The sequence below is a fragment of the Paracoccus sp. NFXS7 genome, from assembly GCF_040148865.1.
In the GTDB taxonomy this organism is placed as follows: Bacteria; Pseudomonadota; Alphaproteobacteria; order Rhodobacterales; family Rhodobacteraceae; genus Paracoccus; species Paracoccus marcusii.
The window spans coordinates 58,426-71,799 of the sequence record NZ_JAKEKV010000009.1 but is presented as its reverse complement, the minus strand read 5'-3'; the positions used below and the strand labels follow the sequence as shown (position 1 = coordinate 71,799).

Annotated in this window: 12 protein-coding genes; 10 read left to right on the top strand and 2 right to left on the bottom strand. The window is 69.5% G+C overall.

Going from position 1 to position 13,374, the window contains the following annotated elements; translation table 11 throughout:
* Window positions 1–307 precede the first annotated feature (307 nt).
* The 5 genes from LZ686_RS14780 to LZ686_RS14760 are packed head-to-tail and all read left to right on the top strand — an operon-like array spanning window position 308 to window position 6,439.
* Window positions 308–1,867, top strand: a complete 1,560-nt coding sequence (locus tag LZ686_RS14780; protein ID WP_349548287.1) for an FGGY family carbohydrate kinase — start codon at window positions 308–310, stop codon at window positions 1,865–1,867.
* 1 nt (window position 1,868) lies between these two features.
* Window positions 1,869–3,386, top strand: a complete 1,518-nt coding sequence (locus tag LZ686_RS14775; RefSeq protein WP_349548286.1) for a glycerol-3-phosphate dehydrogenase — start codon at window positions 1,869–1,871, stop codon at window positions 3,384–3,386.
* Complete coding sequence (locus tag LZ686_RS14770) at window positions 3,383–4,315, top strand: sugar phosphate isomerase/epimerase family protein (protein WP_349548285.1); 933 nt, start codon at window positions 3,383–3,385, stop codon at window positions 4,313–4,315. The genes LZ686_RS14775 and LZ686_RS14770 overlap by 4 nt, the downstream gene beginning before the upstream one ends.
* Window positions 4,316–4,337: 22 nt before the next feature.
* Complete coding sequence (locus LZ686_RS14765) at window positions 4,338–5,486, top strand: iron-containing alcohol dehydrogenase (RefSeq protein ID WP_349548284.1); 1,149 nt, start codon at window positions 4,338–4,340, stop codon at window positions 5,484–5,486.
* Entirely contained in the window at window positions 5,486–6,439 is a 954-nt protein-coding gene (locus LZ686_RS14760; RefSeq protein WP_148910494.1) for a sugar-binding transcriptional regulator, read from the top strand. The genes LZ686_RS14765 and LZ686_RS14760 overlap by 1 nt, the downstream gene beginning before the upstream one ends.
* Window positions 6,440–6,555: 116 nt before the next feature.
* Here the strand turns inward: LZ686_RS14760 and tkt are convergent, their stop codons facing one another.
* Window positions 6,556–8,580, bottom strand: a complete 2,025-nt coding sequence (gene tkt / locus LZ686_RS14755) for a transketolase (protein ID WP_349548283.1) — start codon at window positions 8,578–8,580, stop codon at window positions 6,556–6,558.
* A gap of 131 nt (window positions 8,581–8,711) precedes the next feature.
* Between tkt and LZ686_RS14750 the strand changes: the two genes are divergently transcribed.
* Genes LZ686_RS14750 through fba form a run of 5 tightly spaced genes read left to right on the top strand, consistent with a single transcriptional unit; the run spans window position 8,712 to window position 12,707 of the window.
* The gene (locus LZ686_RS14750; RefSeq protein ID WP_045982702.1) at window positions 8,712–9,482 is read left to right on the top strand and encodes a DeoR/GlpR family DNA-binding transcription regulator; all 771 of its coding nucleotides are present in this window, start codon (window positions 8,712–8,714) and stop codon (window positions 9,480–9,482) included.
* Entirely contained in the window at window positions 9,479–10,240 is a 762-nt protein-coding gene (locus LZ686_RS14745; protein WP_349548282.1) for a triose-phosphate isomerase, read from the top strand. The genes LZ686_RS14750 and LZ686_RS14745 overlap by 4 nt, the downstream gene beginning before the upstream one ends.
* On the top strand, window positions 10,237–10,698 hold the full coding sequence (derI, locus tag LZ686_RS14740) for a D-erythrulose-4-phosphate isomerase (RefSeq protein ID WP_349548281.1): 462 nt from the start codon (window positions 10,237–10,239) through the stop codon (window positions 10,696–10,698). Before LZ686_RS14745 ends, derI begins: the two co-directional genes overlap by 4 nt.
* On the top strand, window positions 10,698–11,666 hold the full coding sequence (locus tag LZ686_RS14735) for a class 1 fructose-bisphosphatase (RefSeq protein WP_349548280.1): 969 nt from the start codon (window positions 10,698–10,700) through the stop codon (window positions 11,664–11,666). The genes derI and LZ686_RS14735 overlap by 1 nt, the downstream gene beginning before the upstream one ends.
* Before the next feature lie 6 nt (window positions 11,667–11,672).
* Window positions 11,673–12,707, top strand: a complete 1,035-nt coding sequence (fba, locus tag LZ686_RS14730; RefSeq protein ID WP_339819346.1) for a class II fructose-bisphosphate aldolase — start codon at window positions 11,673–11,675, stop codon at window positions 12,705–12,707.
* On the opposite strand, the gene LZ686_RS14725 is transcribed toward fba, so the two are convergent.
* Window positions 12,701–13,261, bottom strand: coding sequence for an arylesterase (locus LZ686_RS14725; RefSeq protein ID WP_349548279.1), 561 nt, complete (start codon window positions 13,259–13,261; stop codon window positions 12,701–12,703). The genes fba and LZ686_RS14725 overlap by 7 nt on opposite strands.
* Window positions 13,262–13,374: the final 113 nt, after the last annotated feature.

The window sequence follows — 13,374 nt, the reverse complement described above, 5'->3', positions numbered from 1 at the left end:
AACTTCACGTGATCGACCTCGCGGAGAACGTGCGCATCGGGGCCTGCCCTGCGGCGGTCGCCGCACGGGCCGCATCCATGGCGCGAAGGCATGCGGGGCGCAAGCCTGTGCTGGCGAAAGTCGTCATGCGGTCCGGCCTCCCCTCCGGTCGATTCGCGTGGCGCGGGCCTGTGATTGCGGCGATTCCGCGCATCCTGTCGGACGCGAACGGGACCAGCTTAGATGAAATAAATTGCCGTGTCCGTAAAAAAATACGTTCCCTGTGCGATCATCGTGATATAAACCGGGGCCAAGGGATGGAGGCATCATGACGGACAAGCAGCGCGACGTGCTGATCGGAATCGATGCCGGGACCTCGGTCATCAAGGCCGTGGGGTTCGATCTTTCCGGGCGTCAGCTGGGCGCGGCGGCGGTGCCGAATCGCTATGCGACCGGGGCGCAGGGCGCAGCGACGCAGGACATGGCCCGCACCTGGGATGATTGCGCCGCCGCGCTGCGCGGGCTGGCCGATCATATCCCGAACCTGGCGGGGCGGACCGCGGCGCTGTCCGTGACGGGGCAGGGCGACGGCACCTGGCTGGTCGGAGACGACGGCCCGGTGGGCGATGCCTGGCTGTGGCTGGACGCGCGTGCCGCACCGACCGTCGGCCGGTTGGGCCAGGACCGCGCCCGGTTCGAGGCGACGGGCACCGGCCTGAACACCTGCCAGCAGGGCGCGCAGATGGCCCATATGGACGCCCATCATCCGGACCTGCTGGATGGGGCACGGGTCGCGCTGCATTGCAAGGACTGGCTGTATCTGAACCTGACCGGCGTTCGGGCGACAGACCCGTCCGAGGCCAGCTTCACCTTCGGCAACTTCCGCAGCCGGGCCTATGACGACACGGTCATCGACGCGCTGGGCCTGACGCATCGGCGCGGCCTGCTGCCGCCGATCATCGATGGCACGCAGGTGACCCATCCGCTGACCGCGGATGCCGCTGCGGCGACGGGCCTGCTGGCAGGCACGCCGGTCAGCTTGGGCTATGTCGACATGGTGATGACCGCGCTGGGTGCGGGCGTGCTGGGTGGGGCGGGCGACGTGGCCTGTTCGACGGTCGGCTCGACCGGGGTGCATCTGCGCGCCGTGACCGCCGACCGGGTGCATCTGAACGATCAGGGCACGGGCTATGTCATCTGCCTGCCGGTGCCGGGCGTGGTCACGCAGGTCCAGACCAACATGGCGGCGACGCTGAACCTGGATTGGGTGCTGGGCCTGGCGGCGGGCATCCTGTCGGACATGGGCCAGCCGGTGACACATCGCGACCTTGTCGCGCGGCTGGACGGCTGGCTGGGCCAGGCCGCGCCGGGGCAGATCCTGTACCACCCCTATATCTCGGATGCCGGGGAACGCGGGCCCTTCGTCGATGCGGCGGCGCGGGCCGGGTTCACCGGTCTGTCTGCGGGCCATCGCTATCCCGATCTGGTGCGCGCCGTGGCCGAAGGGCTGGGCCTGGCCATGCGCGACTGTTACGCCGCAATGGGGCCGCTTCCGTCCGAACTGCGCCTGACCGGTGGGGCGGCGCGGTCGCCCGCCCTGCGGCGCATCCTGTCGGCCGCGCTGGATGCGCCGGTCCGCGTGTCCGACCGCGACGAGGCCGGGGCCGCGGGGGCCGCGATGATGGCCGCCGTGGCCATCGGCGCCTATCGCGACATGGACGCCTGCATCGCCGAATGGGTCACGCCCCTGCTGCGCGCCCCCGAGGCCCCCGATTCCCATCTGGCCGCGACCTATGCGCGGCTGTTCCCCGCCTTTGCCGCGACCCGCGCCGCCCTGCCGCCCGTCTGGGCAGCCATGGCGCGGGCCCGCACCACGACAGGAGAGTAGGATGACCCAAGGCCACGAGATGATCGATCTGTTCGTGATCGGCGGCGGCATCAACGGCGCGGGCGTCGCGCGCGATGCCGCGGGGCGGGGCCTGTCGGTCGTGCTGTGCGAAAAGGACGACCTGGCGCAGGGCACCTCGTCGCGCTCGGGCAAGCTGGTCCATGGTGGGCTGCGCTATCTGGAATATTACGAATTCCGCCTGGTCCGCGAGGCGCTGATCGAACGAGAGGTGCTGCTGGGCGCGGCCCCGCACATCATCTGGCCGATGCGCTTCGTGCTGCCGCACAGCCCCGACGACCGGCCCGCCTGGTTGGTCCGGCTGGGGCTGTTCCTCTATGACAACCTGGGCGGGCGCAAGAAGCTGCCGGGCACGCGCACGCTGGACCTGCGCCGCGATCCCGAGGGCGCGCCGCTGCTGGACAAGTACCACAAGGGGTTCGAATACAGCGACTGCTGGGTCGACGACGCGCGGCTGGTGGTGCTGAACGCGGTCGATGCGGCGGAGCGCGGCGCGACCGTCCTGACCCGCACCGCCTGTGTGTCGGCACGCCGCGAGGGCGACGCCTGGTCCGTGACCACCCGCGACACCGTCACCGGAGAGGAACGGCAGTTCCGCGCCCGTTGCCTGGTCAACTGCGCCGGTCCCTGGGTCAGCGACTTCATCACCCGCGTTGCGGGGTCGAATTCGGCCCGCAACGTGCGCCTGGTCAAGGGCAGCCACATCATCGTGCCGAAATGGTGGGCGGGGACCAACGCCTATCTGGTGCAGAACCACGACAAGCGCGTGATATTCATCAACCCCTACGAGGGCGACATGGCGCTGATCGGCACGACCGACATCGCCTATGACGGCCGGGCCGAGGACGTCACCGCCGACGAATCCGAGATCGACTATCTGCTGGCCGCCGTGAACCGCTATTTCAAGGAGAAGCTGCGCCGGTCCGACGTGATCCACAGCTTTTCGGGCGTGCGCCCGCTGTTCGATGACGGGCAGGGCAACCCGTCGGCGGTCACGCGGGACTATGTGTTCGACCTGGACCAGACCGGAGGCGCGCCGCTGCTGAACGTCTTCGGCGGCAAGATCACCACCTTCCGCGAACTGGCCGAACGCGGCATGCACCGCCTGACCGAGGTGTTCCCGCAGATGGGCCCCGACTGGACCAAGACCGCGACCCTGCCGGGCGGCGAGATCGCCAATGCCGATTACGAAAGCTTTGCCAACCTGCAGCGCGAACTGCACCCCTGGATGCCGCGTGCGCTGGTCCAGCATTACGGTCGCCTGTACGGCGCGCGGACCAAGGATGTCGTGGCGGGCGCCATGACCCTGTCGGACCTGGGACGTCATTTCGGCGGACAGCTTTACGAGGCCGAGGCGCGGTACCTGGTCGCCAAGGAATGGGCACGCACGCCGCAGGACATCCTGACCCGGCGCACCAAGCATTATCTGCACCTGAGCCGGGACCAGCAGGCGGCCTTTGCCGCGTGGTTCGACGACACCCTGGCGCCGGAGATCGCGTGATGCTGACCCTGTCGCTGAACACCAATCCGCTGGTCAACCGCTTTGCCGATCCGGACGACCTGATCGACACGGTCGCGCGGGATCTGCGCATTCGCGACCTGCAGTTGACGCATGAGTTCATCAATCCCTCCTGGCCCGCGCCGGTGATCCGTCGCCTGACCCGGCAGATGCGCGCGGCGCTGGACCGGACCGGGGTGCGCGTCACCAGCGGCATGACCGGGCCCTATGGTCGGCTGAATCATTTCGGCCATCCCGATGCGGATGTGCGGCGATACTATGTCGACTGGTTCAAGACCTTCGCGGACATCACCGCCGATCTGGGCGGTCGGTCGGTGGGCACGCAATTCGCGATCTTCACCTATCGCGATTACGACGGTCCGGCCCGGCGCGAGGACCTGATCCGCATCGCCATCGACTGCTGGGCCGAGGTCGCGGATCACGCGAAGGCCGCCGGGCTGGACTATGTTTTCTGGGAGCCCATGAGCGTGGGCCGCGAATTCGGAGAGACGATCCCGGCCGCCCTGGCGCTGCAGGACCGGCTGAGCGCGGCCGACATGGCGGTGCCGATGTGGATGATGGCCGATATCGACCACGGCGACGTCACCAGCCCCGATCCGGACGATCTGGACCCTTATGCCTGGGCCCGCGCCGTGCCGCGCGTCAGCCCGATCATCCACATCAAGCAGTCGCTGATGGACAAGGGCGGCCACCGCCCCTTCACCGCCGAATTCAACGCCAAGGGCCGCGTCCAGCCGGAACCCCTGCTGGCGGCGCTGGCCCAGGGCGGCGCGGTCGACAACGAGATCTGCCTGGAGCTGTCCTTCAAGGAACGCGACCCGAACGACCGGCAGGTCATCGCCCAGATCGCCGAAAGTGTCGCATTCTGGGCGCCGCATATCGACACCGGGGCGGATAAGCTGAATATCTGACCCATCATCGACAGGACGCCCCATGCCCCAGCTCTTTGCCTTTGCCACCGCCACCGAGATCCTGTTCGGCCGGGGGCAGGCGGCGATGGCCGCCGGGCGGGTCGCGGCCCTGGGGCGGCGGGTCCTGCTGATCCATGGCCGCGATCCGGGCCGCAGCGCGGCGCTGGCTCGCGATCTGGCCGCGGCGGGCTGTTCGGTCGCAACCTTCGCCGTTCCGCATGAACCCGACATCGCCCTGATTGAGGCAGGCGTCCGGACGGGCGCGGAGGTTCAGGTCGTCGTCGCGATGGGCGGCGGGGCGGTGATCGACGCGGGCAAGGCCCTGGCGGCCTGCCTGACCATGACCCGTCCGCTGATGGATCATCTGGAGGTCGTGGGACAGGGGCTGCCGCTGGACCATCCCCCGTTGCCCTTCGTGGCCATCCCCACCACCGCCGGCACCGGGGCCGAGGTCACCCGCAACGCCGTGATCGGCGTCCCCGAGGCGCGCCGCAAGGTCAGCCTGCGCGATGCGCGGATGCTGCCGGCGCTGGCCATCGTGGACCCGGCCCTGACGGACGGCTGTCCGCGCGCGGTGACGCTGGCCTCGGGGCTGGATGCCGTCACGCAGGTGATCGAGCCCTATGTCTGCACCCGCGCCAATCCGCTGACCGACGCCCTGTGCCGCGATGCGATCCCGCGCGGGTTGGCGGCGCTGATCCGCCTGATGCAGGCCGAAGACCCGCAGGCGCGCGACGAGATGGCCTGGGTCAGCTTGTGCGGCGGCATGGCGCTGGCCAATGCCGGGCTGGGCGCGGTGCATGGGCTGGCCGGCCCCTTGGGCGGGCTGACCGGGGCGGCGCATGGCGCGATCTGCGGCACGCTGCTGCCGCATGTGCTGGTGGCAAACCGCCGGGCGGTCACGGACCGCGCGCTGGCGGCCCGGCTGGACCAGGTGGGCGCCTGGATCGGGGCGGCGTTCGGGCGGGCCGATGCATCGGTCGCCGAGGCCGCAGCGCTGCTGGCCGACTGGTCCCGTGCGGCGGGCCTGCCGGGGCTGGACGCCCTGGAGATCGACGCGGCGGCATGCCAGGCCGCGGCGCAGGCGGCGGCCGGGTCGTCGTCGATGAGGGCCAACCCGGCGCCCCTGTCGGCCGACGATCTGGACGCCTTGATGCGGGCCGCCGCCTGATGGCCCGGCGGGGACCGGTCGATCCGGAGCAGAGCCTGGCGATCCGGGCGGCTTGGCTGCATTATGCGGGCGGGCTGACGCAGGCTGCCGTAGCCAAGCGGCTGGGCCTGCCCGGCGTCAAGGCGCACCGCCTGATCGCCCGCGCCGTGGCCGAGGGCGTGGTCAAGGTCACCATCGACGGAGAGATCGTTGAATGCGCCATGCTGGAGGATCAGCTGTGCGCGCGCTATGGGCTGGACCACTGCGAGGTTGCCCCCGACCTGGGCGAGGACGGCATGCCCCTGCGCGCCCTGGGCCTGGCTGGCGCAGGCTTTCTGCGCCGCGAGATCGAGCGGGGCGCACACAGGGTCATCGGGCTGGGTCATGGCCGGACGCTGGCGGCGGCGGTCCGGCAGATGCCGCGCTTTGACGCGCGCGCGGTGCGGTTCGTCGCGGTTCTGGGCGGGCTGACGCGCAATTATGCGGCGAACCCGCATGACGTGATGCATACGCTGGCGGAAAAGACCGGGGCGCAGGCCTTCGTGATGCCGGTGCCGTTCTTTGCCAATTCCGAAGGCGACCGGGCCGTGCTGCTGTCCCAGCCCGGCGTGCGCGACATCTTCGATCTGTCGAACAGCGCCACGCTGACCTTCGTGGGCATGGGCACGGCGGATGCGGGCGCGCAGCTGGTCGCATCCGGCATGATCGAGGCGCGCGAGATCGCCGAGATCAACGCCGCGGGGGGCGTCGGAGAGATGATGGGGTATTTCTTCGATGCCACCGGCCGTGTGCTCGACACGACGCTGAGCGCGCGGACGCTGTCGGTGGACCTGAACCGAGGGCAGGATCAGCGTATCGTAGTCATCGCCGGCGGCGCGGAAAAGGTCGCGGCCATCCGCGCGGTGCTGAACAGCGGGCGCCTGTCCGGGCTGATCACCGACGAGGCGACGGCGCGCGCGCTGATGGCGGGGTGACCCAAACGGGGACGGGTCGGGGAAACCCCGACCCGGTCGCTGCCGCTGGGCCCCGCGCGCGCTTTGCGCGCGTGGGAAGCATCGTGCCAAGGCCGCGTGCGGCCTTGGCCTTTGGATCAGTGGCCTGTCACCAAGCGGGCGCGGGCGATGATGGCCTCGGGGGTGATGCCGAACTCCTGGTACAGCCGGTCGATCGGGGCCGATGCGCCAAAGCCGGTCATGCCGATCACGTCGTCCTCGGTCGCGACATAGCGGGTCCAGCCGAACTTGCCCGCAGCCTCGATCGCAATGCGGGGTGCGGTGCCAAGCACCTGGGCGCGGTAATCCGCGTCCTGCGCCTCGAACAGCTCCCAGCTGGGCATCGACACGACCGCCACGGCCATGCCTTCGGCGGCCAGCGCCTCGGCAGCCTCCACCGCGATGGCGACTTCGGTGCCTGTGGCGATCAGGGTCACGTCGCGGCCCTCGCCGAACTGGCGGATCACATAGGCGCCCTTGGCAGTCAGGTTCTCGGACCCGGCCTCCGTGCGCAGCTGCGGGACGTCCTGGCGGGACAGGGCCAGCAGCGACGGCACGTTGCGGTTGCGGATCGCGATGTCCCAGGCCTCCAGCGTCTCGACCGTATCGGCAGGGCGCAGGACGGTCAGGCCGGGGATGGCGCGCAGGGACGCCAGATGTTCCACCGGCTGGTGGGTCGGGCCGTCCTCGCCCAGGCCGATGCTGTCATGGGTCATGACATAGATCGTGCCCACGCCCATCAGCGCCGACAGGCGGATCGCGTTGCGGGCATAGTCGGAAAACACCAGGAACGTGCCGCCATAGGCGATCACGCCGCCATGCAGGTTCAACCCGTTCATCGCGGCGGCCATGCCGAACTCGCGCACGCCATAGCCGATGTAGCGGCCGGGCGCCTCGCGCGTGAACTGCGTGTCGACGGCCTTGACGCGGGTCAGGTTCGATCCGGTCAGGTCGGCCGATCCGCCGATCATCGCGGGCACGGCCGGGGTCAGCGCCTCCAGCGCCATCTGGCTGGCCTTGCGGGTCGCGGCTTTCTTGGGCGCGGCGAACAGGGCGTCGCGTGCTGCGGAGACGGCCGCGTCATAGCCCTCGGGCAGATCGCCCGACAGGCGTTGCGTCAGGGCCGCGGCCTTGGGGGATGCCGCCAGACGGGCCTCCCATGCCTCGCGGTCGGCGGCACCGCGCGCGCCGATTTCGCGCCACTCGGCGGCAAGATCGTCGGGGATCACGAAGGCGTCGTGGCTCCAGCCCAGGGCCTCGCGGGTCAGCGCGCCCTCATCCTTGCCCAAAGGCGATCCATGCACGGAATAGCTGCCCGCGCGGTTGGGAGAGCCGAAGCCGATGATCGTCTTCATCGCGATCAGCGAGGGCTTGCCCGTCTCCGCCTTGGCGGCCGCCATCGCGGCGTCCAGGGCGCGGCCGTCATGGCCGTCGCAGCTCTGGACATGCCAGCCGCAGGCCTTGAACCGTGCCGGGATGTCCTCGGAGAAGCTGACCGACGTCGGGCCGTCGATGGTGATGCTGTTGTCGTCATAGAGCACGATCAGCTTGCCCAGGCCCAGATGGCCCGCCAGGCTGATCGCCTCCTGGCCGATGCCTTCCTGCAGGCAGCCGTCGCCCAGCATGACCCAGGTGCGGTGATCGACCAGATCATCGCCGAACTCTCCGGCCAGCGCGCGTTCCGCCAGCGCCATGCCGACGGCGGTGGCCAGGCCTTGGCCCAGGGGGCCGGTCGTGGTCTCGACGCCCTTGGCATGGCCGTATTCCGGATGGCCGGCGGTGATCGCGCCCCATTGGCGGAAATTCCTGATCTGATCCAGCGTCATGTCCTGATACCCGGTCAGGTGCAGCAGGCTGTAGAGCAGCATGGATGCATGCCCGTTCGACAGCACGAAGCGGTCGCGGTCGGGCCAGTCGGGATTGGCCGCGTCGAACTTCAGGTGGTTGCGGAACAGCACGGTGGCGGCATCGGCCATGCCCATCGGGGCGCCGGGATGGCCGCTGTTGGCGGCGTTCACGGCATCAATGGTCAGCGCGCGGATGCAGTTCGCCAGGGCGAAGTTCTGCGGGTCCAGATCGGCCTTGGCGGCGATGGCGGGGTCTTTGGGGGTGTCTAAGGGCATGGCGGTCCTCCTGTCGCGCCCTCCATAACCCGCCGCCGTCATCATCACAACAAAAAATCACAAAGTCACAAAGTCGGTGTTGTTATGTGCGCGGATCATGTTATGAAACCGGCGACCAGGGGAGGGTTTGGGTGAAACGCGAGGAACGCAGACAGGCGATCATGGATCTGCTGGTCGCGGCACGTGCCGTGGACCTGGACGATCTGGCGGCCCGTTTCGCGGTCAGCAAGATGACCATCCATCGCGATCTGGACGACCTGGAACAGGCGGGCCTGCTGCGCAAGGTCCGCGGCGGCGCCACCATCGAGGCCGGTACCCAGTTCGAGAGCGACTTCCGCATCCGCGCCCTGCAGGACGGAGAGGCCAAGATCCGCATGGCCCATGCCGCCCGCGCCCTGATCGAGCCGGGGATGACCGTGATGGTCAATGACGGCTCGATGGCGGCGCTGCTGGGCGCCAGCCTGACGGAATGCGCGCCCCTGTCGGTCATCACCAACAACGCCGCCGTGATCGAGCGGCTGAAGGATGCGCCGCGCGTCACGCTGATCGCGCTTGGCGGCATCTACAGCGCCAAGTTCAACGGCTTTTTCGGCATGGTCACGGAAAGCGCGCTGGCCGGGCTGCATGCGGACCTGGCCTTCATCTCGACCCCAGCGGTGGCGGGGTTGCGGGCCTTCCACATGGACGACAACGCGGTCCGGGCCAAGCGCGCGATGATGCACGCGGCGGAACGCAGCGTGCTGCTGGTCAATCACGCGCGGTTCGGGCGCAGCGCGCTGCATGCGCTGGCCGACCTGACCGAATTCGACGCCATCATCACCGACGCGCCCCCTGCGCCCGAGGATCGCGCCGCGATCGACCGGGCAGGCATCGCGCTGACCATCGCAAAGGACCCCGCATGACCCCATTCTGGATCGGCACCAGCTGGAAGATGAACAAGACCCTGGCCGAGGCGATGACCTTTGCCCAAGGCCTGCGCGGCACGCCCGCGCCCGCGGGCATCCAGCGTTTCGTCATCCCGCCCTTCACCGCCTGCCGCCAGGTGGCCGAGGCGCTGTCGGACACCGACGTCAAGGTCGGCGCGCAGAACATGCATTGGGACGACGCGGGCGCCTGGACGGGAGAAATCAGCCCCGTGATGCTGACCGATTGCGGGCTGGACATCGTGGAGCTGGGCCACAGCGAACGCCGCGAGCATTTCGGAGAGACGGACAGGACCGTGGGCCTGAAGACCGCCGCCGCCGTCCGCCACGGCCTGATCCCGCTGATCTGCATCGGCGAGACCCTGGCCGAGCGCGAGGCTGGCCGCGCCACGCAGGTGCTGGAGACGCAGGTCCGCGCCGCTTTGGAGCCGGTGGCAGGGTCCGACGCCACGATCCTGCTGGCCTATGAGCCGGTCTGGGCGATTGGCGCGAACGGCATCCCCGCGACCTCGGATTACGCCGACGCGCGTCAGGCCGAGATTATCGCGGTCGCGCAGGACGTGCTGAGCCGCCCTGTGCCCTGCCTTTACGGCGGGTCCGTCAATCCGGGCAACTGCGCGGAACTGATCGCCTGCCCGCATATCGACGGGCTGTTCATCGGGCGGTCGGCCTGGGACGTGAACGGCTATCTGGACATCCTGGCGCGCTGCGCCGCAACCATCGGAGATGACGCATGAAACTGGCAATCGCAGGGGACAGCGCGGGCGAAGGTCTGGCCAAGGTTCTGGCCGACCACCTCAGGGACCGCTTCGACGTGGCCGAGATCAGCCGCACCGACGAAGGCCCCGACGCCTTCTATGCCAACCTGTCGGACCGAGTGGCCAGCCAGGTCATGGACGGCACCTATGACCGCGCCATCCTGGTCTGCGGCACGGGCATCGGCGTCTGCATCGCGGCCAACAAGGTGCCCGGCATCCGCGCCGCCCTGACGCATGACACCTATTCGGCCGAACGCGCCGCGCTGTCGAACGACGCGCAGATCATCACCATGGGCGCCCGCGTCATCGGGGCAGAGGTCGCCAAGACCATCGCCGACGCATGGCTGGCGCACACCCAGAACTTCGACCGCAACGGCAAGTCGGCGGGCAATGTCGACGCCATCGACGCGGTCGGCGCCAAGTACGCAGGGCGGTGATGCTGCGCCTGCCGACGGACGGGCCCGCGACGGGGCCGCTGCTGGAAGCTGTGCTGGCGCGCGAGGGCGCTGCGGCCATCGTGGCGGCCATCGCGCGCGCGCTTCCGCCCCTGGCCGCGCGGCTGGCGGCGGGGCGCCTGCATGGCGACCCCGAAGCCATCGTCGGCACCAATGACAGCGGCGACCGGCAGAAGGCGCTGGACGTCGCGGCCCATGATTACATGATCGCCGCCCTGCGCGCGGCGGGCGTGCGGCAGGTCCTGTCCGAGGAGGCCCTGGACATCATTCTGCTGAACGAAGGCGGCGTCTTCGACGTGGCGATCGACCCGATCGACGGCTCGGGCAGCATCGGCATCGGCGCGCCCCTGGGGATGCTGTTCAGCATCCTGCCCGCCGATCCGCAGGGATTTCAGCGGACGGGCCGGGCGGTGGTGGCGGCGGGCTATGCCTCCTTCGGTCATTCGGTCGATTTCGGCTGGTCCACCGGCGCGGGCGTCCATGTCGCGACCTGGGACGCCGAGGCCCATGCCTTCCGCGTCAGCCGCCAGAACCTGCGGCTGAAGCCCCAGGCCTCGACCATCGCCTACAACGCGTCGAACGAGCGCCACTGGGCGCCGGGCCTGCAGGCCTGGGCGCGCGATCTGCGCGCGGGGCGCGACGGGCCGCGCGGACGCGACTTCAACATGCGCTGGCTGGCCGCCGCCGTGGGCGAATTGCACCGCATCCTGTTGAAGGGCGGCGCATTCCTGTACCCCGCCGATGCGCGGCCCGGATACGGCGACGGCCGGCTGCGGCTGATCTATGAATGCGTGCCCATCGCCTTTCTGATCGAACAGGCCGGGGGCCGCGCGACCGACGGGCATGGCCCGATCCTGGACCGCGTGCCGCGCGGGCCGCATGACTTCACCCCGCTGTTCTTCGGCGCGTCCGAGGAAATCGACGCGCTTCACGTCGCCCTTCAAGGATAACATCCCATGCCGATGATCACCCTGCGCCAGCTTCTGGACCACGCGGCCGAGCATGACTATGCCGTGCCCGCCTTCAACATCAACAACATGGAGCAGGGCCTGTCGGTCATGCAGGCGGCCCAGGCCACCCGCAGCCCGGTGATCCTGCAGGCCAGCCGCGGCGCGCGGGCCTATGCCAATGACGCGGTGCTGGCGGGGCTGATCGCGGGTCTGGCGCGGGCCTATCCCGACATCCCGATCTGCATGCATCTGGACCATGGCAACGGGCTGGAAACCTGCGCGACCGCGATCCAGAACGGCTTCACCTCGGTGATGATGGACGGGTCGCTGAAATCGGACGGCAAGACGCCCGCCGATTACGCCTACAATGCCGACATCACCCGCCGCGTGACCGAGATGGCCCATGCCTGCGGCGTGTCGGTCGAGGGAGAGCTGGGCGTGCTGGGCAGCCTTGAGACCGGCATGGGCGATGCCGAGGACGGCCACGGCGCCGAGGGCAAGCTGTCCGAGGATCAGCTGCTGACCGACCCGGACGAGGCCGTGCGGTTCGTCGAGGAGACCGGCGTGGACGCCCTGGCCATCGCCATGGGCACCAGCCACGGCGCGTATAAATTCACGCGCAAGCCCGATGGCGACATCCTGGCCATGCACGTGATCGAGGAGATCCACCGCCGCCTGCCCAACACCCATCTGGTGATGCACGGGTCCAGTTCGGTCCCCGAGGATCTGCAGGCGATCATCAACGCCCATGGCGGCGACATCCGCCCGACCTGGGGCGTCCCGGTCGAGGAGATCCAGCGCGGCATCCGCCACGGCGTGCGCAAGGTGAACATCGACACCGACAACCGCCTGGCGATGACCGCCGCGATCCGCCGCGTGATGGCCGAACACCCGGCCGAGTTCGACCCGCGCGCCTATCTGAAGCCCGCGATGGCGATGATGGCCCAGGTCTGCCGCGACCGCTTCGAGGCCTTCGGCACCGCCGGCAACGCCGACAAGCTGCGCCCGCTGTCCCTGCCCGAGATGGCCGCGCGCTACTGATCCGCGCGGGTCAGCAGCTCCTCGACCTTGGGGCCGATCGCATCCACGATCTGTTCGACGCCGCGCGCGTTGGGGTGGATGCGGTCGTCCTGCATCAGGTCCGACAGGGACAAGCCCTGCGTGGCCTTTTCCCCGATCGGACCCAGGAAGTCGGGGACCAGCACCGCGTCGTATTCAGTGGCCAGATCGGCATACATCGCCTCGAAGTCGCGCTTGAACTCGGGGCCATAATTGCCCGGCGCGGGCAGGCCCGCCAGCAGCACCGGCACCCCCGCCGCCTGCGTCTTGTCCAGGATCGCCGCCAGGTTCGCGCGGCTGGAGGCCGGGTCGATCCCACGCAACAGATCGTTGCCGCCAAGCGCCACGATCATCGCATCGGGCCCGTCCGCCAGCGTCCAGTCGATCCGCGCGGCACCCCCCGCCGTGGTATCCCCCGACACGCCCGCATTGGTCACCGCGACGTCCTGGCCGCGCTCGCGCAGCCACGCCTCCAGCACCGGGACGAACCCCTGATCCTGCGGCAGGCCGTATCCCTGCGTCAGACTGTCGCCCATCGCGGTCAGGCGCAGCGTCTCTGCGTCAGCAGGGGCTGCCCATGATGCCGCGATGGTGACCGCCAGCGCCGCGACGGCGGCCGTCAGGCGGTTGCCTTCGCGGGCGGGCCGAC